Source organism: Pseudoalteromonas sp. APC 3893 (assembly GCF_030408095.1).
Classification (GTDB): domain Bacteria; phylum Pseudomonadota; class Gammaproteobacteria; order Enterobacterales; family Alteromonadaceae; genus Pseudoalteromonas.
On the sequence record NZ_JASDCD010000028.1, the window covers coordinates 1 to 25468 of the forward strand.

A 25468-nucleotide genomic window follows, 5' to 3' on the forward strand; every position below is an offset into this window, starting at 1 on the left:
ATTCGAACCCCTGTTACCGCCGTGAAAGGGCGGTGTCCTAGGCCTCTAGACGATGGGGACACAGAAATGTGTCACTAGGACAACTGAATAGTTAGACTCGTTTCAGGCGAGTAGTTTTCATAACACAACACTTATAATAAGTGGCGTCCCCAAGGGGATTCGAACCCCTGTTACCGCCGTGAAAGGGCGGTGTCCTAGGCCTCTAGACGATGGGGACACAGAAATGTGTCACTAGGACAACTGAATAGTTAGACTCGTTTCAGGCGAGTAGTTTTCATAACACACACTTATAATAAGTGGCGTCCCCAAGGGGATTCGAACCCCTGTTACCGCCGTGAAAGGGCGGTGTCCTAGGCCTCTAGACGATGGGGACACAAAAATGTGTCACTAGGACGATTGATTGTTTATACTCCAATCATGAGTTAAGGTAATACGAATAAATGCAAATAAAGACTCGAGCTGTATTTGCTTCGCTATTTTCTCGGTAGAACCGAAACTGATAAATCAGATTGGCGTCCCCAAGGGGATTCGAACCCCTGTTACCGCCGTGAAAGGGCGGTGTCCTAGGCCTCTAGACGATGGGGACACAGAAAACTGCTACCCTAGGACAAACACAAAAATAAGTTTGGTGGAGCTATGCGGGATCGAACCGCAGACCTCTTCGCTGCCAGCGAAGCGCTCTCCCAGCTGAGCTATAGCCCCAACTTATTTTGCTTTACACTGCTTGGTAAATCGGGCTGTGTATCGCTGAGTGCGGGGCGCATTCTATGCAGCCACCTAAATAATGTCAACATTTTTTTCAGTAACTTTATTCAAATGCCCTATTTTTCAACAAACTGGATAATCTATACACTCTGCGGTTTGTTTTTTGAACTGAATAGTTGTTTTTGTTTATACATGAGGTTCTGGATCTGGTTAAACTCGCAATTTGTCAATTTAATGCGTTTATAGAAGGTATACATTTATATGGAAAATTAACTTTCTGTGATTTGTTTTATAAAGTATCAATTCAAAAGAGTTAAATGCTGGTGAATAACAGGGTTATGCCAAGTAAAGGGAGGAGGCTATTTATTAATTGGATTAAAAGTTTTCCTGTGCTTTGTAAAATGGAAGGTGTTTAATTCATTATGAGATAGCTTGCTAACAGAGGCTATTAAATATAAACGTGAGAGTGATAAGAAAGCTTGGAAATAGGTTGCTCTTTTAATTTAGAAATCGCCATAAAGTTTTTACCCAACTATAGCGATAAGGTTATTAGATTCTGATTTTGTTAAAACCAGTGAAGTTTATATAATTCTATTGCTACATCACTCACTGACACATTGTGTTTTGTTTAAAATTAAAAGTAACGAGACAAAATCTCAGCAATATGGCTATAAAGTGTGCTTTCTGCCATCTTGTTGATTATAAAAACCACATCTAAACCATTTTTACTCATTCAAGTGTTGACACATTTACAACTCTATCTATAATAGCGCCCCACAACAACGCAGCAATGTGTTGTTTTTAGATGTGGGTGATTAGCTCAGTTGGGAGAGCATCGCCCTTACAAGGCGAGGGTCACTGGTTCAAGTCCAGTATCACCCACCACTTATTAGAAAGTGGTCCACATCTATACTCTACATGGTCGTTATATCAGTAGAGAAAAGAGAGCATCACCGCTATTTATAAGTAACGGTGAGGTTCACTGGTTAAAGTCCAGTGCTATTTTATTTTAATAGTAGCGTTTTAATTTATATGTGGGTGATTAGCTCAGTTGGGAGAGCATCGCCCTTACAAGGCGAGGGTCACTGGTTCAAGTCCAGTATCACCCACCACATATAAAGCCTGTTATTATGTTAATAGTCATTTTTTAAGATCGTAATATGGGTCGTTAGCTCAGTTGGGAGAGCATCGCCCTTACAAGGCGAGGGTCACTGGTTCAAGTCCAGTACGACCCACCATTTTTTAAATGGTGTATATTACAAAAATCTAAATGGGTGATTAGCTCAGTTGGGAGAGCATCGCCCTTACAAGGCGAGGGTCACTGGTTCAAGTCCAGTATCACCCACCATTTAGATATTCTTTGCGGGTCGTTAGCTCAGTTGGGAGAGCATCGCCCTTACAAGGCGAGGGTCACTGGTTCAAGTCCAGTACGACCCACCATTTATAAAATGGTAACTGCAAAGAAAACTGATTATTTGGGGTCGTTAGCTCAGTTGGGAGAGCATCGCCCTTACAAGGCGAGGGTCACTGGTTCAAGTCCAGTACGACCCACCATTTAATCAAAATTATATGTGGGTGATTAGCTCAGTTGGGAGAGCATCGCCCTTACAAGGCGAGGGTCACTGGTTCAAGTCCAGTATCACCCACCACATATAAACACTTCTACAGCATCTAATCTTAATTCCTCTGACTATTTATCGTAAAAAGCCTATCCGGGTAATTAACTCAGTTGTAAGAAAAGAGAGCATCGCCTCCCTTTACAAATAATGGCGAGGGTCACTGGTTCAAGTCCAGTATCACCCACCACATATAAACACTTCTACAGCATCTAATCTTAATTCTTCTGACTATTTATCGTAAAAAGCCTATCCGGGTAATTAACTCAGTTGTAAGAAAAGAGAGCATCTTTATCAAATAACGAGAGTGACCTGCGCCTTTATGCAAAGGGCTATCTTCGTCTCTGATCAGACATTCTACATAGCAAACTTTTTATATCTTAAGAAAGATGGTACCTCTGCTGAATTTACAAAAGCCGCTATGTTTTCATTGAATACATTGGAGTTATAGCTTAAACGGTATATTGGAAATTACAGTGTGCGATATATCGTACATTGCTGTACGCATTATCACTTATAATTCAATTATATATTAATATTAAATCTGTAAGTTGTTGGTTTTATGATTCTTTTCTTTTTTTGCAAAAATATTACATGAAAATAATTACTATTTATCACTATCTCTAAGTCAGTATTAACGTAAACTTTATTTCATCAAGACGATACAGACTCAATGATTGAGCTGCTGCCAAGGAAGTGGAATATGGCAAATTAGCAAGAAGCTAGGCAAGATGCCAAATGGATAAGATTTCATGGATGACAAGGAAGGTATAGGAAACTGCCAGGATGCAGAGCATTAGCGGAGCTAATGAAAAGGAATAACCAAGGGATTATATTACAGGAAGTAATAGGAGTGCCTGGAGGCGCAGGACAGTCAAAGATGGCTAGAGGATAACACTAGGACGTGTAGGATATCGCATAGATGCGATGTGAGGGTGTATTTGGGATGTATACCCGTTCAGGGGAAAGATAAAAAAGGTCGCTTCGGCGTAGGTATGGATGCCTGATTATGGATGAAGTCAGATTGGGGCGTAACTATAAGTTACGCCTTAGTTTCTGGCGTTGCTTTTAATTAAGATTTATCTAAAATAACTTTCTAACTTTCTAACTTTCTAACTTTCTAACTTTCTAACTTTCTAACTTTCTAACTAGATCTTATGCGGTGGCACGACAACGCTTTTCAGCATTTCGTTTTCCATAAACAAAGCCCCTTGGTATGCGCTTTGGCCATCACTGGAAAATTCAAACATGAACTCACTTTTTACACCCGGCTTGCCATTTTTCAAAAGTCCAAAACGACGTTTAGTGCAGGCGACACTCATTAATTGAACCTGTAGTTGGTCGGTTTGACGCTTAGCGTGTGCGTTTGCTGCTTCAGCTATTTTTCGATTAAGCCAAAACAGATAAATTACACTGCCAATAATAATGAATGTCCATAAGCTTGCCATGTTAAGAGAATAACCTTCCAATTGCGCGAGCGAGCTTTTCGCTGCGGTTTTCTTTTCGTAATAAACCTAATAGATGCGGGCGAATACTCGGGATTGCAACTAAGTCAGCAAAAATACTTGGGAAAAGCTCATCAATTACTTGATGGTGAGCGCAATTATCCATAAAAAGATGTAAGCGTTCAGGGTCTTCTAGTAGCGTAAAGCAGCGCCCGGCAATTGTAAGTAAGACGTCTGAATCAGTTGCGATTTCTGATACTAAAACTTCGTCTACAAGCTTGGCGGTTAAACCTTTTGCTTGGGACTTTGACATGGCCCTCAGCGCGCAAATCAATGAAAGAGTATCTTTATGCTCAATAGCTGTTTCAGCGTGCTCTAAAAGCTGCTCAGATAGACTTGCTGGGATTTGAACATGCTCAAGCATAGCACTTAGGGGCTGTAATACTTCAGGGGGTAAATACGGCCATGCTTTTTGCAAGTTTGATAGATTTGCATCGTCATCCAAACGTAACGCAAAGTCAGCAATACCTTGCACAGCCACACTTTGCCAATTATCAAAACCGAGTTTTCCACTGAAATAAAGCTGTGAGTATTCATAATACTCAGAGGCAGGTTGCCTAAGGAGTACTTTTAGTTGTGCGTTGAATGCCGCTAGTTTATTAGCGTTAGGGGTAAAAACATAAGGGTTGTTATCAAGTTTGCCATCAGCTTGCTCACCAGTGAGATCATTGCCTAACGCTTCAATAACCATATTGGCAAAATGATCACGGCTTGCACACACAAGCTTACTTTGTTCATCTACAGGGAACTTTAAAAACCATACATATGGTTCTTTACTGGCTACACTGTCCCAAAATTGGATAGCAATCCAAGCATGGCCAGCAAGTGGGTATGGGTAGGGGATTTGTGCTTGCTCAATGGCGTTAAACTGTTTTTTCTCAAACTTTGTAATGTGCCTGCCAATATCAAACGCACGCCATTGTGTACCAGCTCCATCAAGGAGCTGGCCTAAAGTTGCTAACTGCTCAGTCATTATGTTCTCAAAATTTATACCACTATATAAAGCAAATTATACTTCATAGCAGCTTTTGAGGGAACAGCACAAATATTTCTACATAAGAGTATAACTTTAGCTACAGTGCTTCAGGGTCAAGCCAGCGCCGTAATGAAATCCATGCTTTACCAATTACTTCATGCCACTGACTGGTAACCGCTTTTAATACACCAGCACTGGGAATAAACTGTTTATGTATCGGCCATGCTGAAAAGTCATAGTAATCAGTTGCTGCAGGAATAATTTCTATACCTTGGGCGTTAAATAAACTTTTGGCTCGGGTCATGTGGTTCGCTGAGGTTACTAACGCAACCTTGAAATCTACGAGTGCAGGTGCTAATAATTTGGCTTCATCTGCAGTATCCATTGCAGATGGATTTTGCTTAATGCGAGTTGCATTGACACCTAAGCTGATAGCAGTTTGACGCATTAAACTACTATTTGTGACTTTACCTATACCTCCACCAGATACAATAAGCTGTGAATTTGGGTACTTGTATGCTAAACGTAGTCCTTCAACTAAGCGGCTTTTGGCGCAATTACCGAGCTGACTGTTGGCTGTTAAGTGTGGGTTTGGGTTAATGTCACATCCAAGTACCACAATTTTATCAAGGGTTGTGTGTTTATTAACGTCAAAAGCATAATGTAATTGTGTATCGGGTGAAATAATTTTTTGGGCAAAAAAAGGTGTGCTGATCAAAAGTAGGCAGCTTATCGCTAGTAAGCCAATAAGTGAAAGTACTTTATTGCTGCGAAAAGTCATGCATAGGCAAACAACACAAGCAATACCTAATAAAGGGAGGGGCATCAGCATTGCGCCGATAATTTTTTTAAGTTCAAACATCACAGTAGCATTATTAACTAAATTTGTGTCTATGCTACTGTGAATACTTGAGATTATCGACCGTTATTTAGTTTACAGGTATTTAAAAAATGACGATAAACGGGGTTGTCTTTCATATTCTTCTTCATCGCCAAATACATTGGACGAGTAAGCCCAAGTGCGCCTAGGGGGATTGATTTTATTAACCCTTGGCTTTCATAGGGGGTTACCAGCCAATCGGGTAATGCTGCAACACCCATCCCTGCGCTTACTAATTGGAAAATTAATAGCCCTTGGTCAACATTTTTGAGTGTGCCATCAAATCGTGCATTTTGGATGAAATGCTTAAATATATCCTGACGCTCACGAGGAATTGGATAAGAAATAATAGTTTCGTTTTTTAAGTCTAGCGCTGTAACGTATGCTTTTTTAGCAAGTTCGTGATCTGGTGCGACAATTAACTTTAACTTGAAGTCAAAAAGGTGTGCGTATTCAAGTTTATCAGGTTCACGTATATCCGAAGTTAAGACTAAATCTAGCTCTTCATTGAGTAAATCTGGAATGGCATCATAGCTAAAGCCACGTTCGTAATCGACTTTAATATCGGGCCAAAAATTATTAAATTCTTTAATGGTTGGCAGTAACCAATGAAAGCAAGCGTGGCATTCTACACTTAAGCGCAGCTGTGAAATTGGCTGATTTAAGCTTTCTTTTAAACGGCACTTGGTTGCCTCAACTCTTGGCAGTACTTCATTTGCTAATTCTAACAGCAACATACCTTGCGGCGTAAAACGCACAGGTTGGGTTTTGCGTTCGAATAACTGACAATCTAGCTTATTCTCTAAATCTTTGATCTGGTGAGATAAAGCGGACTGAGTTAAAAAAAGCTCACGGGCGGTATTCACCAAAGAACCGGTTTCTTTTAATGTGGCAATGGTCTTCAAGTGTTTTACATCAATCATCTTTAATAATTCTCATGGGAAAAGTGAGGTTCACTCAGATTTTAGACATACTACGCTTTTAATTGAGATGTTTCAACGTCTGGATGGCTATGCCTAGTAGCTTTTTTTACGTGATATTTACAATGTTACTATACTATATTTTTTGACAGCGTTGTCATTGTGTTTTTTGTTATTTTGATAAATATTTTCATGAATTTACCTCAAGTTTAAACTGAGGAAGCATCAATTGTATGATATGAAGAATAAATGTATTTTTTGGCCATCTAAACATCTAAATGAGTATTTATAGCATGGCACAATTACATAACTTAGGTTTTCCTCGTATAGGTAAGAAACGAGAACTAAAATTTGCAATAGAATCGTATTGGGCAGGTGAAATTAACCAAACAGAGTTACTTGAACAAGGTAAAATTATCCGAGCAGAAAACTGGGCTATTCAAGCGGATGGTGGCGTTGATTTAGTACCTGTTGGTGATTTTGCTTGGTATGATCATGTGTTATCCACCTCTTTATTACTAGGTGCGATCCCTAAACGTCATCAAACCGCTAATGGCAACGTTGATCTTGATACAGTCTTTCGTATTGGTCGTGGTCGAGCACCAACAGGATGTTCCTGCGCAGCGAGCGAAATGACGAAGTGGTTTAACACTAACTATCATTATATCGTGCCGGAGCTGAGTTTTGATCAGCAGTTTAAATTAACATGGACTGAGTTATTTGAGCATGTTTCTCAAGCACACGCTTTAGGTCATAATGCAAAAGCTGTATTAATCGGTCCTGTAACTTACCTTTATTTAGCTAAATGTGCTGGCCAAGAATTTGATAAATTAACTCTACTGCAAAGGTTATTGCCTGTTTATCAACAAGTATTAGCAAAGCTAGCACAGCAAGGTGTTAAGTGGGTACAAATCGATGAGCCTATTCTTGGTCTTGAGCTGGCGGATAATTATCGCAATGCATTAAGGATCAGTTTTAATGCTCTTGCGGGGCAAGGGGTGAAATTGTTACTTGCTAGCTACTTTGACACAGTCACTGTTTATTATGATGACATTGCAGCTTACCCTGTCGATGGTGTGCATTTTGATTGTGTTGCCACCACGGTTGATATCGCTGAGTTAGATAACTTGTTGAATTTAAATCAAGTTTTATCATTGGGTGTTATAAATGGACGTAATGTTTGGCGTGCAGATCTAGTTACTGTTTTTAATAATGTGAAAGATATAGCAGCAAGGCGCGGTAATAATTTATGGTTGGCACCATCTTGTTCGCTATTACATACGCCTGTCGATTTAGATCAGGAAGAAAAGCTTGATGATGAATTACGCTCATGGCTTGCATTTGCAAAACAAAAAGGCCGAGAGTTGTCATTATTAAACGTTGCTTTAGAAAATAATGACAATAGCGAACTCATTGCATATTCAGCTCCTGTAAAAGCACGTTTAACATCTACTCGTGTCAATAATGCTGTGGTACAGCAACGAGTAAGTGCGTTAACAGTACATGATGGCAAACGTCAGAGTGTATTTTCTCAACGTATGAAAAAGCAACGCGCAGCACTGAATTTACCATTACTGCCCACTACTACGATAGGCTCATTCCCGCAAACACAAGCAATCCGCAAAGCTCGTCGTGACTTTAAAAGGGGTAGGTTATCGGCCGATGACTATCAAAATCAAATGGCAGCAGAAATTCGTTATGCAGTAGAAGAACAAGAGGCTTTGGATTTAGATGTATTAGTACACGGTGAAGCTGAGCGTAATGATATGGTTGAATATTTTGGTGAATTACTCGAAGGGTTTGCTTTTACCCAGTTTGGTTGGGTACAAAGTTATGGTTCTCGTTGTGTTAAGCCTCCAGTGATTTGGGGGGATGTGTCACGGGAAAAAGCCATGACGGTTGCGTGGTCATACTATGCGCAGTCACTGACCAGTAAAAAAATGAAAGGTATGCTAACAGGGCCGATCACTATTTTGTTTTGGTCATTTATACGTGATGATTTAGATAAAGCAACGATTGCCAATCAAATTGCACTGGCATTGCGTGATGAAGTTGTTGATTTGCAAAATGCAGGTATTGATATTATTCAAATAGATGAACCTGCATTTCGTGAAGGTATGCCATTAAAAGAAAGTCAGTGGCAAGCGTATTTGGAATGGGCAGCTTATGCATTCAGAGTCTCAGCCAGTGGCGTAAAAGATGAAACTCAAATTCATACTCATATGTGTTATGCGGAGTTTAATGACATTATAGCCGCGATTGCAGATATGGATGCGGATGTGATCACCATTGAAACATCTCGTTCTAATATGGAATTGTTGGCCGCATTTGAAAATTTTGATTACCCAAATGACATTGGACCTGGAGTCTATGATATTCATACTCCAAATGTACCTGATATCGCATGGATAAAAGCGCTAATTCATAAAGCTGCACGTAAAATACCAGTTGAACGTTTATGGGTGAATCCAGACTGCGGTTTAAAAACCCGTGGTTGGGAAGAAACGCGCCAAGCCATTGATAATATGGTTAAAGCGACTAAAGAGTTACGGAAAGAATTGCAATAACCAATATTCATTCGTAAAAGGCATTGCCTACGATATAAAGCCTTAACAAATTTAGTTAGGGCTTTTTTCCTTCTTTGAGCTTGCGCTTTCTTTATCGTTCGGTTTTTTTAATTCCATTTTTGCCGAATGTTTTATCAGTAAAACATTTCCTATTATGATGGCAAGCACCAAAATAATAATGAGTATATGCCAAACTTGCATTTTGTTCTCAATGAGCGACTGTAGCGCCGAGTATAGCAAATATTATTATTCTTAAAAACGTTTAGACAATGATAAGGAAATAAAATCGAGTCCAGGATTAGGGCGTTTAAAACCTGCGTTTGAGTAATGCAGGTAGCGTAAAGCTGTAGTCACATCGCCAAACTCGGCAACAAAGCCAATTCTGTCTTCGAACTGGTAGTGTGTACTTACATTTTTGCTTGCAAAGTAAGTATCGTCAATAAGAGAAAATCCAATTCCTGCTTCTATAGATATAGGTATGTTTTTGATGTGCCCTATAGGATATTGGAGTACTGGCGATATCGCTAACACCAAGTTAGTTTGATGTTTATTTTCAGCACCGTATTCCCAAATGTTGATACTAGATTCTAAATAAACATGGCTATTTTTCAAAATAGATTGAAGTTGTGGAGCATGGTATTGGTAGGCTAGTTTTAGCCCTTTAACGTCTCCTTCGCCTTGGACGTAATCGAGGGCATAACCATGATTTGATAGTGCAAAGCTGTTAGTACTAGCTATAAAAGTTAATACCATAAAAATATATCTAAATACTTGTTTGTAAGTCATTAGAAGCGTCCATAGATGTAATTGATATTTACAAAATAGGGGTATGATTAGTATGAATTCAAGCGACTAAAAAACACTTTCCCTCTGCAATTAGATATTTGAAGAAGTAACAACCTGATTATGAAGAGATATTTTGATTGGTGCGAATTTGCCATTAATAATGTGCCATTTAGATTCTTTTTGTAAGCATACAAAACAGGTAAATTACCCACTCACACATAGAGGAGACACACAATGATTTCAATGAAGCACTATCTATTTATTATTACATTATTTTTTAGTAGTTCCCTTTTTGCTAATGCCCAACAATCACCTGTACAGCTCTTAACTCAAGTGGGAGATCAGTTGTTTAGTGAGATCAGTAAAGTAAATAATCAAGGAACGGCAAGTAAAAGTGAAATGACTGCTGTTGTAGATAAATATTTGATGCCTCATATGGATGTGAAGTTTGTCTCATATAAATTACTAGGTAAACATATTAAAGGAATTGATCGTGCGCAGGCGAGTGCGTTTATTTCTTCAGTTGAACATTACTTGAGTGCAACTTATGCCGGTGCGTTAATGAAATACACTGGACAAAAAATTAAATTTGAAGATGATACAAATGTGATTTCTGGTGATTTCGCTACGGTCAAAACACAGATCATAGACACCAGCGCGCCAACAATTGATTTACATTTTAAGTTACGTCAAAGTAAAGATGGTAGCTGGAAAGTGTACGATATTGTCGCTGAAGGGATCTCATTACTAAGTGCAAAACAAAAAGAAGTCATCCAGCGAATTTCAGCAGTTGGGTTGGCGCAAGTGACAACAGAATTGGGTAAAAAATAACTTTTTAAGTAAGTCTCCAACCTAAAACGACAAGCTACGTTACTAGTTTGTCGTTTTCTATTATTCTTTTAAAATCACACTCTTTAGTCTAGCGCGTGGATCAAGGTATGTTAGAATAAGCCTCGTGTATTTGAGTCGATTACTCTATTGTGCACAAGTATTAAAGAGTATTAAGCGCAGTGTCAGTTTTAGCTTGTTATAACTTAGCACTCACTTATCCCCCGAGCATTTTAGACACTGGAGTTGTGTTGATTTAATGGAAAATGTACTAATTTGGCCTAAAGAATACCCGCTATTAGTCAAAGGACTTATTGAGCAGAATGGGGCATTTATTCTAGACGCTTTAGAAGCGTGGCCTGCTTGTCGCTCCACTGAAGAAGATGATGGTGTTTGCACCACCGTATTACCCCCAATTTATTACCTCACATGGTTAACTCCACTCGAACCGTTTGAAGAATGTTTCTTTCAACATATTAGTGAATACGATGAAGATGCACAGCATTATATAAGTGCAGCAAAAAATTACTATTACGACAATGACTATACTCCTGAAAGCCTAGTACTATTAATGTGTCAGCGGTTAGAAAAGTACGCCAGCATAGCAGCGCAGGCAGCTATTGATACACCGCTTTCACTGATTGGCCATTTGTTTACTAAACGCTATTTTACGGTTATTGAGCATGCACTCAATACAGGGAGTAAAATTAGTGCTGAGGATGCATTAGCAATATGGGAAGAAGTTGATTTTAGAGAGCGTTTTAGTCAATTCATTCCTCAGTCAGTAAATGATATTGAGCGCTTAAGCGAGCTAGCCGCTGAAAAAGTAGCAAGCGGCAAAGATTATTTCACCTTGCTAACCCAAGTATCTCCTAATGTAGATTCTGCGCTTTTATTAGAACAAGCCTTATTGGCGCATTTAAGCTTTGATACAGCAAAGCAAACAATGGCTATGCGCTTTATTGAGCAAGGTGCGACAGGCACCTTAAGTGACGAGAATGACAAAACCGCATTTATGTGGGCGGTAGAAAAAGGTTATGTAAACTTAGTTCAAACCTTGCTCGATAAGCAAGATAAAACACTCGCGGATAAGTTAGGAAATACTGCATTGCATTATGCCGTTATCGCCAAAAATGAACCGCTCATGGTGCTATTACTTAAATCAGGGTATGACTTTCGAGTACGCAATAACGAAGGGCTGAGTTGTTACCGCTTAGCTGTGAGTATAAAAGCAACGCAATTAGTCAAATGTTTAGAGCGAGACTTTGGTATAAAAGAGCTTTCACCTGATGGGCAGTTTGCACGAATTAAAAAAGTGCATGGATTACACGCCATTGTCACTTTATTATTACCATTACAGTTGTTTTTCTTTTTCGATGAAACGCTTGCTATAAAAAGTGAATTAACATTAAGCCTTACCATGTTATCGATTATTTGCTTCTTTTTTGCAATGAGCTTAAAACGCTGCGCGCTGTATCCCCATATCAAACACCCTTGGGGTCTATTTGTGTTGCGCTGTTTCTCTTTTTTAAGCTTGATAGCTCAGTTGGGGCTTGCCAGTATTGTTGCATTAGCAACTTTAAGCGAATTAGTTTAACTTCGCAGAGGTGCAAAAAAAACGCGCTATTTAGCGCGTTTTTTGTTTGGAATTAGGATTAATCTTTGTTGTGTTCATGTGCGGCTTTCTCTTCTGCAAGCTCTTCTTTTAGCTTACGTATCTTAAGCCCTAACTCTTGGCCTCGATGACGAGCATAGTAAGTACACCCTATAAACATGGCACTTGCGAATAGTAATTCCAGTAATACCCAGATAAGCTGACCTTGAGCAACCCATAATAATGTAAAGCCATGGATGAAATAAAACATGACAATAAAGTTTGCCCATGCATACGTATAAGGCTTGTCTTGTAAAATGCCTTTTAAAGGTAGGAGTAAAGGTAGAATATAAACAGCAAAAATAAAGCCATTACTGTGGCCTTCACGTGGTGCTATTAAATAAAGCCATATTGGCATCAATATTAAAAGCCCAAAGTAGCCAAACAATGCTATACGCTGAAATCGAATCGTCAGTGGCTTCTTAGCTATGCTGGTAGTTTTTTCAGTTGTCATTGTAATTTTCTCGTGATTTTAACCAGTCTTTGGCCAACACTTTGGCAAATTTTGATTTCGTCTTTACTCAGTTGGGCGTTGTTACTTGAGCCAGCTACATGGCTGGCACCGTAGGGGGTACCGCCGGATTGTGTTGCGAGCAACTCAGGAACTTCATAAGGGACACCCATCAACATCATTCCATGGTGTAAAAGTGGCAATGATAAATTCAATAACGTAGCTTCATTTCCACCATGCATACTACTTGACGATGAAAACACGCAAGCGGGTTTATCAATCAGCTGACCCTTTAGCCATAAATCACTGGTGGTCTCCCAAAATGTTTTCGCTTGCGAAGCCATCATGCCAAACCGGGTTGGAGTACCAAAGGCCAGTCCATGACAGCTTATTAGTTCTTCTTTACTGATAACAATATCTTCAGGGTTTTTAACGACAAAAGTACGTAGTAAGGCGGTACCGCCTTGTAATTCAATGGCATCGGCAATTTCATGTGCCATAGCTGCAACAGAGCCGTGGCTCGAGTGGTAAAGAACAATAATAGTTGGTTGCATTAAAGTACGCTTAATACATTTTCAGGAGGACGACCAATGGCTGCTTTATTGTTGTTAACCACAATAGGACGTTCAATTAATTTAGGATTTTGCACCATTGCTTTGATAAGCGCATCTTCGTTTGTTTGCTCTTTTAAATTGAGCTCTTTGTATATGTCTTCTTTGGTACGCATCATCTGACGAGCAGAATTAAACCCTAATTGGTCTATAAGTGTTTTTAGTTGAGCTTCATTTAATGGCGTTTTTAAGTACTCGATAACGTCTGGAGTTATTGACTTTTCTTCAAGTAATGCAAGTGTTTCACGAGATTTAGAACAACGTGGATTATGATAAATAGAGACTGACATAATAAATATCCTTTAACTAAAGTGGGGCTATTTTAGGGCAACTGACGCGAGACTTAAAGTCTCGCGAGTTCTTTTTGCATTTGCCTATATTGTGTTAGTAACGCTTTTAATCTCTGTTGTTTAACCAGCTCTTGCGGCTCGACAAAATTTAACGCTTTTTGCACTTCGTCAGCCGCTTTTAAATACGCACCATACTGGGCTAGTACATCAGCATTTGCTTCGTGATACGCAGCCAAGTTATTTTGTTTTTTGTAGGTATCAGCGAGTAATTGTTTCGCCAAGTTATGATCTGGCTTTTCAAGTAAAAAAGATTTTAGCAGCTGCTCTGCTACAGGGTACTGTTCTGCTTCTAAAGCCGCATTAGCGTAGTTTAAGGTAATTACTTGGTTATTAGGTCGATTGTCGTGCAGCTTCGCTAAAAAATTAACTGCTTCGTCAGCCTTTTTTTGGGCAATAAGTAAATCGGTATGAGTATCAATGTAAAAGAGGTTTTTCGGATCCGACGCAAGTAATTCTTCTAATATCTCTGCTGCATCATCTAATTTTTTTTGATCAAGTAAACTAATTCCCAATCCATATTTAAGTGCAGTGGTATTGTAAAAATTATTGTCTTTAATGAGTTTTCTAAATAAATTTTCAGCATCTTTAGGTTTATGATGATAGCGGGCAATCACACGGCTTTTTGCCAAATTAAACTCTAAACTAGTCGGGTACTGACGTTTATCATATTGTTGTGCGCGCAAACGTACATCGGATACCCTAGATTCAGGGAGTGGGTGAGTAAGTAAGAACGCTGGAGGTTTATATTTGTAGCGAAGTTGAGCAGCAAGTTTGGTTAAAAATTCGCTCGATGCATAGGGGTCAAAACCAGCATTGTTAAGTGTTTGCATACCAATCCGATCCGCTTCTTGTTCAGCTGAGCGACTATGCGTTAGTTGGCTAAAGGCGGCTTGAGTTTGGTTTGCCGAAATAATAGCAATACCTGCGTCAGGCGATACAACGCTGGCTAAAATACCGGCTATCATCCCCGCAATTGTGAGTGCGCTATTATCTTGCTGCTGTTGAATTCTACGAGCTAGGTGGCGCTGTGTGACGTGAGCAATTTCATGGCCTAGTACGGACGCAAATTGACTTTCATTATCTGATTGTGCCATTAACCCTGTATGTACACCTACATGACCACCGTAAAAAGCAAAGGCATTGATCTCAGGGTTATTGATCCAGAAAAAAGAAAAAGGAAAGCGTACATCATTAGCGTTAGCCACTAACTTTCGACCAAGGGTTGTTAAATATTCATCAAGTACAGGATCGTTAATAACGGGGGATGAACCTCGAATTTGCATCATCATTACTTCACCAATCGCTTGTTCTTTTTCAAGTGGTAAAGCTTGTAATGCAGAAGTACCTAAATCTGGTAGTTTGAAGTTAGTTTGTGCCTTTAAAGGCTCACTGCTAAGTACGCTTATCGTAAACAACGCACTAATTGCGGTGATAAAGGCTGATTTTAATCGCATTTTATTCCTTGTTGATTGTGTCGCCAAGCATCAGTTTTGCTATATCAATTTCATCACTGCATGCACGGCTGTCTTTTTCACACAATTGGTAGAAATCTTTTATTGTGACACCATCGAGCTTTACTACGTTCAATTCTCTTTGTAAAAAAGTAATAATTTTATGTACTGTTTTGTGAGCGTGGAGGATCAAAGCTTTATCGGCCTTATCACCACGTTCAAAATAAAACCCGATAAACTTATGTAATTGATTTATTCGGATCAGGCTTTTCATGGTGACAGGATCCCATACTTTAAACTCCATAAAGCGGTTATCTTTTACATATTGATCTATTGTAACTTCCTTAGCGTAGGGAAGCGCCCATAGTTCAAAACCTCGGTCAGTAAAAATTTGATGCAAAGCTATGCGCGGTTTTTTATCACAATGGATTTCACCGAGTGAATTTTCAAAGCCTTCGAGTATGTCTAAGTTCCAATTGCGTTTATCTATTAAGCGCTTAACGGCGTTATCAAAGCCATGCTCTAAGATGCCCTCAGATTCACTAACTGAAGACGCAACCATATGATAAAATGGTGGTAATTCACCCCAATTTATTTGCTTTTTATACCAGTTAATCTCTTTTAAAGTTGGATTACTTGGTAGTAGCGCTTTATTATGCGTCCCGGGCATGAATATATCCTTACTACAGTTTATTTACTAAGGATAAACTATTGCGCTGCGGGTTTTAAGAAAAATTTCAAATACACTCAGCAACAGACCAGCGTAATGAGACTTTTTGTGCATTTTATCTTGGGAGAATGCGAGTTATGTTAGAATTCGATTTACGAACATATAATTGTCCGCAGCAATTTATTCAATTTAAGTTAGGCTTAAAACAGGCAAACTGTAACATGCGGCCGATTAAATTTATTTTTTCAATAGAGCAATCTACGTCAGATATAGAACGTTTTTTGCAAAAACATCATTATCAATACAAATTAGAGCCGCAGCTAGGGCTGTTATTTGTGGAGCCATTACGTGTTTGAATATGTAAAAATCTGGTACGAACGAAAGTTTTCAGATCCTCACTCAGTTACCTTACTTTTTTTATTAATTGCGCTTATGGCGTTGTTTTACTTCTTTGGCTCATTGATCGTGCCAGTATTAGTTGCGTTAGTGATTGCTTATTTATTAGATTGGCCTGTTGTTCATCTTGAGCGTTTAGGGTTACGCCGCTTTACCGCAACAATTCTTGTTATGCTGGTGTTTACAAGTGTAATGCTGACATTAATTATTGGGATGGGTCCAGTTTTGTGGCAACAGACTAGTAATCTAGTACAAGAATCTCCACACATGATAGAGCAAGGTAAAGCATTTTTATTGCAATTACCGGATGATTATCCAAGCCTCATTACTGCAGAGCAAGTGCAGTCTGTAGTTGCTAATGTTGAAAATAAAGTAATTGAATTTGGTCAAGTCGTGCTCTCTGCATCATTGACCTCACTTAAAGATGTAGCTGCTTGGCTTATTTATTTGATTTTAGTGCCTTTGTTAGTATTTTTTATGCTAAAGGACAAACTCGAATTAATAACGAGCGCAGAAAAATTGATACCTAAACAGCGTCGCTTGATTTTACAGGTTTGGCACGAAATGAATCAGCAAATTATGAATTATATTCGTGGCAAAGTGTTTGAAATTTTAATTGTGGGTTCGGCATCGTTTATTGCTTTTACAGTCCTAGATCTTCGTTATGCAGCACTGCTTGGTGTGCTCGTTGGTTTTTCTGTACTGATCCCTTTTGTAGGTGCTGCTTTAGTTACAATCCCCGTTGCAGCAGTGGCGTTGTTCCAGTTTGGCGTAGAAACACAGTTTTGGACCATTTTAATTGTATACGGCATTATTCAAGCGCTTGATGGCAATGTATTGGTACCGTTGTTGTTTTCTGAAGCGGTAGACTTAAACCCGGTATTTATTATTGTTGCGGTGCTATTTTTTGGTGGGCTTTGGGGGTTCTGGGGCGTGTTTTTTGCGATCCCTCTCGCTTCACTCGTAAAGGCACTAATTAATGCATGGTCGAGCAAGCAAGAAGAGCAACTGATTGAGCATAATCAACAGCTTTAGTCTTAAATGGTATAGATAGCGCACCATAGAGATGAATTGATTATTACGCAGCACATAAAATTTATGTAGAATGTGTTATAAGATATATCTTTTAGTAATATGGTGCGTTTTTTAATGTCTGATCTTTTACTTTCAACTGATTCAACATCACAAATTTACCTTGATGCAAACGCAACAACGCCCGTGTTGCCTTGCATTGCAGAGGTTGTTTCTCATACGATGCAAATTTGCTTTGGTAATCCATCGTCTTCGCACATTACTGGTATTCAAGCCAAACATTTATTAGAACAAACTCGTAATCGAGCGCGAGCAGTGATTGGTGCGCATGATGGTGATATTTTATTTACCTCTGGTGCGACAGAAGGTATTCAAACGGCTGTTGTTTCTACACTAATAGCCGCAAAAAATCACTCGATTGATAAACCGGTTTTACTTTATGGGGCAACTGAGCATAAAGCAGTGCCAAATACATTAATTCATTGGAATGAAGTCTTAGGGATCAATGCGCAAGTTCTTGCCATACCCGTTTCAAGTGAGGGTATTTTAGATTTAGATTTTATTGCACAACATGCCGACAAAGCATTGATGATTTGTACCATGGCGGTGAATAATGAAACGGGTGTCTATCAAGACTTAACCGCAATAGAGGCAGTCATTCGTGCAAAAAACACGGACGTTGCATGGATGGTTGATTGCGTTCAAGCGTTAGGTAAAACAGCATTAGAGCTCAGTACAACAACGATAGACTATGCGCCGTTTTCTGGGCACAAATTATACGCACCTAAAGGTATTGGTGTTTTATATATTCGTCAGGGCAGTGCATATACCCCGTTTATTGCCGGGGGAGGTCAAGAAAGCGGTATGCGCTCTGGCACTGAAAATTTACCGGGGATCGCAGGTCTTAATAAGCTGTTTAATTTGTTACTAGATGAGACAGATGACACGTTTAAGCCACTCAGCGTATTGCATGATTATCGAGAAAAATTACACAATGCACTACAGTACACATTTGGTCAATTGACATTCAATCATAAATTTGAAAACAGTGTTCCCACTACGCTTAACTTCTCTGTTAATGAGTTGAGTAGTAAAGAAGTGATGGACTTATTTGATGCAGCAGGCATACGCATTAGCGGTGGCTCAGCGTGTAGTTCAGGAGCCAGTAGAAGCTTTGTTTTAGATGCAATGGGGAAGTCTAACTGGCAAAGTGAAAATGCCTTACGATTATCATTTGGACCAGCCACCACGCAAACGGATATTAATTTTGCTTGCGAGCGCATTCGCTCCCTTAAATCTATTTTGCAAGCAAACTGTTTAATCGTGTCAGATTCTGAATCACCGCAGCAAGAAGCTTGTGCACTTGGTTTAACACAGTACCGTCACCAAGGGGCATGTTGCTGGTTGTATGTTACGAGCCAACACCAAGCAGTAATAATAGATCCAATTGCAGAGTTATTACCGCGATTAGAAAAAATAGTCACTACACAAAAGCTTCAAGTTGTTGCCATTTTAGACACTCATGCACATCAAGATCGTATGTCATCTGTTGAGCTATTTAAAGCCGCTCTTTCAGCACATTTAAACTTTTGTGGGTCAGATCAATTAGGCTGGCCAGCTGCCTCATCAGTAATTGAATTAGGGCAGACTAGGGTAGAGCGGATTGCTACTCCAGGGCATAGCATTGATAGCTTTAGTTACATGTTACGCTGTAATAAAACGTCAAAAGTGCTTTATTGCTTTTGTGGTGATTTACTTTTACCTGCGGGCCTTGGTAATACTAGTTTAAAAGGCGGCAGTGCCGTGCAAATGGCTGAATCTCTAGTTAAACTAAATAACGCTTTGGCAGAAGAGAGTATCATCTGTTCTGGCCATGATTATCAGCAATGTTTCGCAATAAACTGGCAAACCCAAATTATACAAACACCGCTGTTGTTCGCTTTATTAAACAATCAGATCTCAGTTGTTGAATTTGCTGATCAAAAAAGCGCACATGACACTCAAAGCACTGGCAAGTTTGCAAGTCTTTGTGGGTATGCAGCTAAATTAGATAGTTTCTCAGCTTCGCAAGTGGATATCGTTCATGCAAAGGCGTTATTAAATGATGCGAACGCTTATTTAATTGATACACGCGAGCCTTATGAGCATGGCGTAACTGCGTTACCACACTTATTTAATATAGATAAACACCGCGTTATAAACATTCCATTAAGTAGAATGGCTAATGCGTGTGCCGATGGCCAATTAGACAAGTCTCGACGTTATGTTCTATTGTGCCGAAGTGGTAATCGCTCTAAGCAAGCAGCTGCAAATCTTACACAACTTGGTTTTGAACAGGTATATAATTTAGATGGTGGAATGGCGTTGTTATAATAGCTTTTGATGCGAAAAAAAATGGCGCTCAGTAGAGCGCCATATTACATATTAGTATTAAAGCTTAGGGCCGGAGCTGTCTCTGACTACAATAGAGGGCGTAAATGTGGTAATAATCTCTTTATCTTGGTTACGAGCACCTCGTGTTTTAGTAAATAGCAAACGGGCAGCATGTTGAGAGATAACATCATTTTCTTGGTGAGCTGTTGTTAGTTTTGGCCAAGTTTGACGGGAGAACGGCGAGTTCTCAAAGCCGGTAATTGATAATTGCTCGGGTATTTGTATGCCCATTAAACGCGAAGCAAACAGAGCGCCTGCAGCCATTTCATCGTTGCCGCCTAAAATAGCCGTGATTGCCAATTTATTATTATCGGCTAATAACGCTTTAGCACCTTCAACACCTGATTCAAACGAATATTTCCCGTCATATATGAAGTCACTGTTTGCTTGGCTATTATGATCTTCAAGTGCAGCTTTATATCCTTCTAAACGCTCACTGGTTGATTTATGCTCTTTATCACCACAAATAAAGCCAATGTTTTTATGGCCGAGTGTAAGTAAGTGAGTTGTGATTTCGTAGGCTGCTTTGTAATCATTTACATAAATACAAGTATCTTGATCTTCATCAGTCGGTCGACCTGATAGCACACGGACATAGTGTATATTTAATTCATCCAACATATTAGTAATGCTACTTTGCTCTGAAAGTGGAGGTGTGAGCACTAATCCGGCTAAGCGGGAGCGTTTGATCATGGTTTTGATATCTTGCTCCATGTTGTCATCGGCGTAATTACAAGGGTGTATAACCAGTTCATAGCCTTCATCTTTGCAGCGCGATAATACGCCATTTTGCATATCAATGACGTAGTATGCATTTGGGTTGTCATAAACAAGACCAACGGTAAATGATGATGTACCTGCTAAATTACGTGCAGCTAGGTTAGGCTGGTAGTTAAGCTCGTTAACTGCCTCCATTACCACATCATATGTTTTTTTGCGTACAGAAGGTTCTTTATTGATTACTCGCGAAACCGTTTTCATCGAAACCCCAGCGAGTTTCGCTACATCATTTATAGTTACTTTCATACAGTTACTTTTTAGGTTGTTGTTTTTGTGTTGCCATGAATTCATGAAGCTCAGTGTTTTAGCCTAAATGAGTAGGCGAGTCATTAATTCTTCATCAAGACCAGTTAGTGTATCTAATGTTGCGCTAAAATAGCAGTAAAATAATTGAGATAATTTTTATGATACCGGTGTCAAATGAGTAAATATGCGTTATTATCTCATCTATAAAATATAAAAGTAGAAGATTGACAGCGCTGTCATTTTAACTTATCGTTAACCTCGATTGTAGGTTGTTACGCTATTTTTTCTTCTGTATTTATAAAAGATAGTTATAAATCAGTTTGTTGCAAGTCAAAAGGGGATATTAAAAATGAGTTGTCGTTCACAGTTAGCTAGTTGGCAGGCATTACAACTAAGTGCACAGAAGATGAAAAAAGCTCATCTTAAAGATTTATTCGCCAACGATAGCACGCGGTTCGAGCAATTTTCTACCCAGATCCCCGGTGTCTTATTTGATTATTCAAAGCAATTAATTGATAGCTCAGTGATGGAAGAGTTACTAGCCTTAGCCCAAGCATGTGATATAGCTGGATGGCGAGATAAAATGTTTAGCGGTGAAAAAATTAATATCACCGAAGACCGAGCTGTACTTCATACTGCATTGCGAAATCGCAAAAGCTCTTCACTGGTTGTTGATGGCGAAAACGTGAGTTGTGTGGTTAACGCCGAGCTTGATAAAATTAAAGTGTTTGTTGAGAAAGTGCGCTCAGGGCAATGGCTTGGTTACACAGGCAAAGCGGTTAAATCGATTGTGAGTATCGGTGTAGGTGGCTCAAATTTAGGCCCACAGATGGCAACTGAAGCGCTCAAAAGCTACGCTGACGATACACTAAGAGTTCACTATGTTTCCAATGCTGATGGTGTCCAAATTGCGTCAGTATTAAAAGAAATTGACCCAGAAACGACTTTATTTGTTATTTCCTCAAAAACATTTACCACATCAGAGACCATGACTAACGCTAAAACAGCGGTTGAGTGGTTTTTAAAGTCAGCTCAAGACAGCCAAGCGATTGCTAAACACTTTGTTGCTGTTAGTACCAACCTAGAGAAGACAGCTGCTTTTGGTATTGCTGATGAAAACGTATTCACTATGTGGGATTGGGTTGGTGGTCGCTTTTCATTATGGAGTGCGATAGGATTACCAATCGCTCTTTATTTAGGCTTTGAAGCTTTTGAAGCTATCCTTGAAGGTGCGTTTGAAGTTGATGAACATTTCAAAACAGCACCAAATGAGCAAAATGTACCATTATTAATGGCCTTGCTCAGTGTGTGGAATACCAGCTTTTTAGGGCATGATGCGCAAGCTATTTTACCTTATGACCAAGCTTTGCATATGTTGCCTGCATATTTACAACAAGGTGAGATGGAAAGTAATGGTAAACATGTGAATTTTGCGGGTGAAACTGTAAATTACACCACGGTCCCGATTATTTGGGGTATGACAGGTATTAATGGTCAACATGCGTTTTATCAGTGCCTGCACCAAGGTAATGTTGTTGTACCGGCTGATTTTATTGCATCAGTTAAGCCACAAGTTAACGTCGGCAAACATCATGATATTTTGTTGTCTAACTTCTTTGCACAAACAGAAGCAATGATGATGGGTGTGGATGAAGAGCAAGTTCGTACTGATTTAGCCGCAAAAGGAAAGTCTGATTCTGAGATTGAGCAGCTAGTAAATCATAAAATTCATAAAGGTAACCGCCCAACGACATCAATCTTACTCGATGTTGTTGATGCTAAAGCCGTCGGTCGATTAATCGCGCTTTATGAACACAAAATATTTTGCCAAGGCATAATTTTAGAAATATGTTCATTTGACCAATGGGGTGTAGAGTTAGGTAAAGGCCTAGCATCTAAAATCGAAGCTGAACTACTTGATGATGATGTTAATCACCCTCACGATAGTTCAACTCAGGGTTTGATGAGTTACTACAAAGCGCGTCGCGCTTAAACAATTTTAGTAATATGCGTTATTTATGTGTATTACAAACCAAATACCTTTGAACGGGTAGCGCTGGAGTTCTTAGGGCCTGTATATTTGTGAGAGGATATGCAGAGCCCCTAAGACTCATTTAACCAGCCAAGAACAAGCGAATTCAACAGGCTTTTTCAATTGATGCTAAAAGCTGATATCACCTAAACAACAAGAATATATGCCTGTACTGCGGTTTACGTAGTTGACAACATGGCATAGTAAATTTAGAGAGTAAATTATGCTAAATCCTTTTGATATTGTAATTTTTGGGGGCGGCGGTGACCTTGCACTACGCAAGTTACTTCCTGCAATGTATCGCGCATATCAAGAAGGCAACCTACCACAAGGTTCGCGCATTTTACCGACCGTTCGAGAAGAAAGTAAACGTGCAGAATATATTGAAACCGCGCATGAAGCGCTTAAGCAGTTTTTAGGCAAAGGCGAGTTTAATACAAAAGATTGGAAAGCGTTTGCTACCCACTTAGTACCAGTTGTAACGAATGTAACACAAGCTGATGATGATTGGGATAAACTAAAAAATATTTTAGAAGAAGATGCACAAGACAAGTCACGTGTATTTTACTTATCATTACCGCCAGCTGTATATGGCAGCTGTTGTGAGATTTTATCTACCAAAGGCTTGATCACATCAACTTCACGAGTGGTTGTAGAAAAACCAATTGGCTACTGCGGCCAATCAGCTGAAGAGATCAATGCTAAAATTGCTGAATACTTTAATGAAGAGCAAATTTTCCGAATTGACCATTACTTAGGCAAAGAAACCGTTCAAAACTTAATGGCATTGCGCTTTTCGAATTCACTATTTGAAAATATGTGGGATGCTAAATCAATTGATAATATCCAAATTAGTTTATCTGAAACGGTAGGTCTTGAAAGTCGTGCTGGTTTTTACGATAAAGCGGGTGCTTTGCGCGATATGGTGCAAAACCACTTATTACAACTTCTTTGCTTAGTAGCGATGGAGTCACCGAATAAGCTAAATGCAAATAGTATCCGCACAGAAAAGCTAAAAGTATTAGAGTCCCTTCGTCCTCTAGTCGATGCAGATGTAGATGACAATATTATTCGTGGTCAATATGTACCGGGTGATTTAGACGGGAAAATTGTCCCAGGTTACCTTGAAGAATTAAATGAAGGCGCAAGTAAAACAGAGACCTTTGTTGCTATTCGGGCGCATATTGATAACTGGCGTTGGGCAGGTGTTCCATTTTATCTGCGTACAGGTAAGCGTATGGCTAAACGTTGTGCTGAAATTGTGGTTGAATATAAAAAAGTATCACACAATGTGTATGGCGATAATGTGGGTAAAATTGAACCAAATCGCCTTGTGATCCGCTTACAACCAGAAGAAACCATTCAACTTACCTTGATGTCAAAACGCCTTGATAACCTTGAAATGCAGTTAGAGCCAGTTACAATGAACATTGAGCTGTCTCAGGCTTACAGTAATGGTTTCCACTCTGATGCTTATAAGCGTTTAATGCTCGACGCTGCTGCAAATAACCCTTCATTATTTATCCACCGTGATGAAGTGCGTCAAGCTTGGAAATGGATTGATCCAATTGTAGAGCGTTGGCAAGAAAAAGGAAAGCCGGCATTGTATCGTGCTGGTAGTTGGGGCCCCGACGATGCCGATGAGTTACTTGCTGAAAACAACCATGTTTGGTTTAACACTGGCGATAAGGCGTAACCATGGCAACAATTATTGAAAAGTTTTTTGATTCTAAAGACGAATTAACCGCTGAGCTATCAACCAGCCTTGAGCAAAGACTGGTATCAGGAATTAAAAATGATGGCCGAGCTGTTTTAATGGTCTCAGGTGGTTCGTCACCAGCACCTGCCTATAAGTACCTTTCTAATTTAGAATTAGATTGGAAAAATATTGATGTGGCAATGGTTGATGAGCGTTGGGTCGATGCAAGTCATGACAAGAGCAATGAAGCATTTATAAAAAGCACTTTATTGCAAAACCATGGCGCTGCTGCAAATTTTATTACCATGAAAAATGCCGCTAAAACAGCAAAGCAGGGTAGTGAGGAGTGCGAAAAAGCATACCAACAACTCAAGCAAAGTTTTGACGTCACAATTTTAGGTATGGGTCCTGATGGCCACACTGCTTCATTGTTTCCACATGCAGAAGGCCTTGAGCATGGTTTAACGACATCACAATTAGTGTGTGCGATTAATGCCATTGAAAGTGACGTGACGGGAAGTATCACTGAACGAATGACATTAACACTTGCTGCAATAGCGCAATCTAAAGTGGTTAAGCTACTGATCAGCGGCGAAGAAAAACTTGCAGTGTATAAAAAAGCAAAAGCGGGTGGCGATATTAACGATATGCCTCTTAGAGCTGTATTAAATCATCCAACTATCAATATAGAAGTTTACTGGGCACCGTAAACGTTTTTCTATAACATTTTATTGGACAACAATTTTATAAAAAGGTGCAGGCTTTATGCCTGCACCTTTTTATATTACTATAGTAAAGACTACAGCTAAAAAACCAGTCACATCCTAACTCCAGCAGATCAAAAAACAATAGTAGAAGCAACTCACACCAGTGATCCTCA

The 25468-nt window shown here is 39.4% G+C and carries 21 protein-coding genes and 12 tRNA genes; 17 read left to right on the forward strand and 16 right to left on the reverse strand.

Annotated elements, in window-relative coordinates:
• Nucleotides 1-141 precede the first annotated feature (141 nt).
• From QMA12_RS19680 to QMA12_RS19695, 4 genes are all read right to left on the reverse strand, one after another.
• Nucleotides 142-217 (reverse strand) — tRNA-Glu (locus QMA12_RS19680).
• Nucleotides 218-297: 80 nt separating this feature from the next.
• A tRNA-Glu gene (locus tag QMA12_RS19685) sits at nucleotides 298-373 on the reverse strand.
• 137 nt (nucleotides 374-510) lie between these two features.
• Nucleotides 511-586 (reverse strand) — tRNA-Glu (locus tag QMA12_RS19690).
• 40 nt (nucleotides 587-626) lie between these two features.
• Nucleotides 627-702: transfer RNA gene (locus tag QMA12_RS19695), tRNA-Ala, on the reverse strand.
• 812 nt (nucleotides 703-1514) lie between these two features.
• Between QMA12_RS19695 and QMA12_RS19700 the strand changes: the two genes are divergently transcribed.
• From QMA12_RS19700 to QMA12_RS19735, 8 genes are all read left to right on the forward strand, one after another.
• Nucleotides 1515-1590 (forward strand) — tRNA-Val (locus QMA12_RS19700).
• A 151-nt stretch (nucleotides 1591-1741) separates the two neighbouring features.
• Nucleotides 1742-1817, forward strand: a tRNA-Val gene (locus QMA12_RS19705).
• A 50-nt stretch (nucleotides 1818-1867) separates the two neighbouring features.
• A tRNA-Val gene (locus QMA12_RS19710) sits at nucleotides 1868-1943 on the forward strand.
• Between the two features lie 34 nt (nucleotides 1944-1977).
• A tRNA-Val gene (locus tag QMA12_RS19715) sits at nucleotides 1978-2053 on the forward strand.
• A 16-nt stretch (nucleotides 2054-2069) separates the two neighbouring features.
• A tRNA-Val gene (locus QMA12_RS19720) sits at nucleotides 2070-2145 on the forward strand.
• 38 nt (nucleotides 2146-2183) lie between these two features.
• A tRNA-Val gene (locus QMA12_RS19725) sits at nucleotides 2184-2259 on the forward strand.
• Between the two features lie 19 nt (nucleotides 2260-2278).
• Nucleotides 2279-2354: transfer RNA gene (locus tag QMA12_RS19730), tRNA-Val, on the forward strand.
• A 65-nt stretch (nucleotides 2355-2419) separates the two neighbouring features.
• Nucleotides 2420-2511 (forward strand) — tRNA-OTHER (locus QMA12_RS19735).
• A 958-nt stretch (nucleotides 2512-3469) separates the two neighbouring features.
• Here the strand turns inward: QMA12_RS19735 and QMA12_RS19740 are convergent.
• From QMA12_RS19740 to QMA12_RS19755, 4 genes are all read right to left on the reverse strand, one after another.
• On the reverse strand, nucleotides 3470-3769 hold the full coding sequence (locus QMA12_RS19740; protein WP_087534300.1) for a DUF3301 domain-containing protein: 300 nt from the start codon (nucleotides 3767-3769) through the stop codon (nucleotides 3470-3472).
• A 1-nt stretch (nucleotide 3770) separates the two neighbouring features.
• Nucleotides 3771-4799, reverse strand: a complete 1029-nt coding sequence (locus QMA12_RS19745; RefSeq protein ID WP_290211185.1) for a DUF3549 family protein — start codon at nucleotides 4797-4799, stop codon at nucleotides 3771-3773.
• A gap of 100 nt (nucleotides 4800-4899) precedes the next feature.
• Complete coding sequence (locus QMA12_RS19750; protein WP_290211186.1) at nucleotides 4900-5664, reverse strand: ElyC/SanA/YdcF family protein; 765 nt, start codon at nucleotides 5662-5664, stop codon at nucleotides 4900-4902.
• A 53-nt stretch (nucleotides 5665-5717) separates the two neighbouring features.
• Nucleotides 5718-6605: a LysR substrate-binding domain-containing protein gene (locus QMA12_RS19755; RefSeq protein WP_058558405.1), complete on the reverse strand. Its 888-nt coding sequence runs from the start codon at nucleotides 6603-6605 to the stop codon at nucleotides 5718-5720.
• A 290-nt stretch (nucleotides 6606-6895) separates the two neighbouring features.
• Between QMA12_RS19755 and metE the strand changes: the two genes are divergently transcribed.
• A complete protein-coding gene (gene metE, locus QMA12_RS19760; RefSeq protein ID WP_356948034.1) occupies nucleotides 6896-9169 on the forward strand; it encodes a 5-methyltetrahydropteroyltriglutamate--homocysteine S-methyltransferase in 2274 nt (757 codons plus the stop codon).
• Nucleotides 9170-9220: 51 nt separating this feature from the next.
• Here the strand turns inward: metE and QMA12_RS19765 are convergent, their stop codons facing one another.
• Together QMA12_RS19765 and QMA12_RS19770 are read right to left on the reverse strand one after the other, a co-directional pair.
• Nucleotides 9221-9370 (reverse strand): DUF2897 family protein, encoded by a 150-nt coding sequence (locus QMA12_RS19765; protein ID WP_087534303.1) that lies wholly within the window; start codon nucleotides 9368-9370, stop codon nucleotides 9221-9223.
• Nucleotides 9371-9421: 51 nt separating this feature from the next.
• Nucleotides 9422-9955 carry an acyloxyacyl hydrolase gene (locus tag QMA12_RS19770; RefSeq protein ID WP_087534297.1) on the reverse strand — a complete coding sequence of 178 codons (534 nt, stop codon included), beginning with the start codon at nucleotides 9953-9955 and terminating at the stop codon, nucleotides 9422-9424.
• Between the two features lie 243 nt (nucleotides 9956-10198).
• Here QMA12_RS19770 and QMA12_RS19775 point away from each other — a divergent pair, with 243 nt between their 5' ends.
• Both QMA12_RS19775 and QMA12_RS19780 read left to right on the forward strand, forming a co-directional pair.
• Complete coding sequence (locus QMA12_RS19775; protein ID WP_290211205.1) at nucleotides 10199-10786, forward strand: ABC transporter substrate-binding protein; 588 nt, start codon at nucleotides 10199-10201, stop codon at nucleotides 10784-10786.
• Between the two features lie 256 nt (nucleotides 10787-11042).
• Nucleotides 11043-12380 carry an ankyrin repeat domain-containing protein gene (locus tag QMA12_RS19780; RefSeq protein ID WP_290211190.1) on the forward strand — a complete coding sequence of 446 codons (1338 nt, stop codon included), beginning with the start codon at nucleotides 11043-11045 and terminating at the stop codon, nucleotides 12378-12380.
• A gap of 58 nt (nucleotides 12381-12438) precedes the next feature.
• Here QMA12_RS19780 and QMA12_RS19785 read toward each other — a convergent pair whose 3' ends face one another.
• Genes QMA12_RS19785 through QMA12_RS19805 form a run of 5 tightly spaced genes read right to left on the reverse strand, consistent with a single transcriptional unit; the run spans nucleotide 12439 to nucleotide 15970 of the window.
• On the reverse strand, nucleotides 12439-12891 hold the full coding sequence (locus QMA12_RS19785) for a DUF2069 domain-containing protein (RefSeq protein ID WP_290211191.1): 453 nt from the start codon (nucleotides 12889-12891) through the stop codon (nucleotides 12439-12441).
• On the reverse strand, nucleotides 12888-13442 hold the full coding sequence (gene wrbA, locus QMA12_RS19790; protein ID WP_087534294.1) for an NAD(P)H:quinone oxidoreductase: 555 nt from the start codon (nucleotides 13440-13442) through the stop codon (nucleotides 12888-12890). Before wrbA ends, QMA12_RS19785 begins: the two co-directional genes overlap by 4 nt.
• Nucleotides 13442-13789, reverse strand: a complete 348-nt coding sequence (arsC, locus tag QMA12_RS19795) for an arsenate reductase (glutaredoxin) (RefSeq protein ID WP_087534293.1) — start codon at nucleotides 13787-13789, stop codon at nucleotides 13442-13444. The genes wrbA and arsC overlap by 1 nt, the downstream gene beginning before the upstream one ends.
• A gap of 53 nt (nucleotides 13790-13842) precedes the next feature.
• Nucleotides 13843-15303 carry a M48 family metalloprotease gene (locus QMA12_RS19800; protein ID WP_290211193.1) on the reverse strand — a complete coding sequence of 487 codons (1461 nt, stop codon included), beginning with the start codon at nucleotides 15301-15303 and terminating at the stop codon, nucleotides 13843-13845.
• A gap of 1 nt (nucleotide 15304) precedes the next feature.
• Nucleotides 15305-15970, reverse strand: a complete 666-nt coding sequence (locus tag QMA12_RS19805) for a hypothetical protein (RefSeq protein WP_087534291.1) — start codon at nucleotides 15968-15970, stop codon at nucleotides 15305-15307.
• A 137-nt stretch (nucleotides 15971-16107) separates the two neighbouring features.
• On the opposite strand from QMA12_RS19805, the gene QMA12_RS19810 reads away from it, so the two are divergent.
• The 3 genes from QMA12_RS19810 to QMA12_RS19820 all read left to right on the forward strand — a co-directional run bounded on the left by QMA12_RS19810 (nucleotide 16108) and on the right by QMA12_RS19820 (nucleotide 19771).
• Nucleotides 16108-16326, forward strand: coding sequence for a hypothetical protein (locus QMA12_RS19810; RefSeq protein ID WP_087534290.1), 219 nt, complete (start codon nucleotides 16108-16110; stop codon nucleotides 16324-16326).
• Nucleotides 16319-17401, forward strand: a complete 1083-nt coding sequence (locus QMA12_RS19815) for an AI-2E family transporter (RefSeq protein WP_087534289.1) — start codon at nucleotides 16319-16321, stop codon at nucleotides 17399-17401. Before QMA12_RS19810 ends, QMA12_RS19815 begins: the two co-directional genes overlap by 8 nt.
• 114 nt (nucleotides 17402-17515) lie before the next feature.
• A complete protein-coding gene (locus QMA12_RS19820) occupies nucleotides 17516-19771 on the forward strand; it encodes an aminotransferase class V-fold PLP-dependent enzyme (RefSeq protein ID WP_290211194.1) in 2256 nt (751 codons plus the stop codon).
• Nucleotides 19772-19828: 57 nt separating this feature from the next.
• Here the strand turns inward: QMA12_RS19820 and QMA12_RS19825 are convergent, their stop codons facing one another.
• Entirely contained in the window at nucleotides 19829-20857 is a 1029-nt protein-coding gene (locus QMA12_RS19825; RefSeq protein ID WP_290211195.1) for a LacI family DNA-binding transcriptional regulator, read from the reverse strand.
• A gap of 349 nt (nucleotides 20858-21206) precedes the next feature.
• On the opposite strand from QMA12_RS19825, the gene pgi reads away from it, so the two are divergent.
• The 3 genes from pgi (at nucleotide 21207) to pgl (ending at nucleotide 25298) form a co-directional block, all read left to right on the forward strand.
• Nucleotides 21207-22850, forward strand: coding sequence for a glucose-6-phosphate isomerase (gene pgi / locus QMA12_RS19830; protein ID WP_290211196.1), 1644 nt, complete (start codon nucleotides 21207-21209; stop codon nucleotides 22848-22850).
• Nucleotides 22851-23112: 262 nt separating this feature from the next.
• Nucleotides 23113-24585 carry a glucose-6-phosphate dehydrogenase gene (gene zwf, locus QMA12_RS19835; RefSeq protein ID WP_087534285.1) on the forward strand — a complete coding sequence of 491 codons (1473 nt, stop codon included), beginning with the start codon at nucleotides 23113-23115 and terminating at the stop codon, nucleotides 24583-24585.
• Between the two features lie 2 nt (nucleotides 24586-24587).
• A complete protein-coding gene (gene pgl, locus QMA12_RS19840; RefSeq protein WP_290211197.1) occupies nucleotides 24588-25298 on the forward strand; it encodes a 6-phosphogluconolactonase in 711 nt (236 codons plus the stop codon).
• The last annotated feature ends 170 nt before the right edge of the window (nucleotides 25299-25468 follow it).

Excerpts from the sequence above, each read along its gene's own strand:
- QMA12_RS19740 (WP_087534300.1), bottom strand. The coding sequence starts at position 3,769 with ATGGCAAGCTTATGGACATTCATTATTATTGGCAGTGTAATTTATCTG.
- QMA12_RS19745 (WP_290211185.1), bottom strand. The coding sequence starts at position 4,799 with ATGACTGAGCAGTTAGCAACTTTAGGCCAGCTCCTTGATGGAGCTGGT.
- QMA12_RS19750 (WP_290211186.1), bottom strand. The coding sequence starts at position 5,664 with ATGTTTGAACTTAAAAAAATTATCGGCGCAATGCTGATGCCCCTCCCT.
- QMA12_RS19755 (WP_058558405.1), bottom strand. The coding sequence starts at position 6,605 with ATGATTGATGTAAAACACTTGAAGACCATTGCCACATTAAAAGAAACC.
- metE (WP_356948034.1), top strand. The coding sequence starts at position 6,896 with ATGGCACAATTACATAACTTAGGTTTTCCTCGTATAGGTAAGAAACGA.
- QMA12_RS19765 (WP_087534303.1), bottom strand. The coding sequence starts at position 9,370 with ATGCAAGTTTGGCATATACTCATTATTATTTTGGTGCTTGCCATCATA.
- QMA12_RS19770 (WP_087534297.1), bottom strand. The coding sequence starts at position 9,955 with ATGACTTACAAACAAGTATTTAGATATATTTTTATGGTATTAACTTTT.
- QMA12_RS19775 (WP_290211205.1), top strand. The coding sequence starts at position 10,199 with ATGAAGCACTATCTATTTATTATTACATTATTTTTTAGTAGTTCCCTT.
- QMA12_RS19780 (WP_290211190.1), top strand. The coding sequence starts at position 11,043 with ATGGAAAATGTACTAATTTGGCCTAAAGAATACCCGCTATTAGTCAAA.
- QMA12_RS19785 (WP_290211191.1), bottom strand. The coding sequence starts at position 12,891 with ATGACAACTGAAAAAACTACCAGCATAGCTAAGAAGCCACTGACGATT.
- wrbA (WP_087534294.1), bottom strand. The coding sequence starts at position 13,442 with ATGCAACCAACTATTATTGTTCTTTACCACTCGAGCCACGGCTCTGTT.
- arsC (WP_087534293.1), bottom strand. The coding sequence starts at position 13,789 with ATGTCAGTCTCTATTTATCATAATCCACGTTGTTCTAAATCTCGTGAA.
- QMA12_RS19800 (WP_290211193.1), bottom strand. The coding sequence starts at position 15,303 with ATGCGATTAAAATCAGCCTTTATCACCGCAATTAGTGCGTTGTTTACG.
- QMA12_RS19805 (WP_087534291.1), bottom strand. The coding sequence starts at position 15,970 with ATGCCCGGGACGCATAATAAAGCGCTACTACCAAGTAATCCAACTTTA.
- QMA12_RS19810 (WP_087534290.1), top strand. The coding sequence starts at position 16,108 with ATGTTAGAATTCGATTTACGAACATATAATTGTCCGCAGCAATTTATT.
- QMA12_RS19820 (WP_290211194.1), top strand. The coding sequence starts at position 17,516 with ATGTCTGATCTTTTACTTTCAACTGATTCAACATCACAAATTTACCTT.
- QMA12_RS19825 (WP_290211195.1), bottom strand. The coding sequence starts at position 20,857 with ATGAAAGTAACTATAAATGATGTAGCGAAACTCGCTGGGGTTTCGATG.
- pgi (WP_290211196.1), top strand. The coding sequence starts at position 21,207 with ATGAGTTGTCGTTCACAGTTAGCTAGTTGGCAGGCATTACAACTAAGT.
- zwf (WP_087534285.1), top strand. The coding sequence starts at position 23,113 with ATGCTAAATCCTTTTGATATTGTAATTTTTGGGGGCGGCGGTGACCTT.
- pgl (WP_290211197.1), top strand. The coding sequence starts at position 24,588 with ATGGCAACAATTATTGAAAAGTTTTTTGATTCTAAAGACGAATTAACC.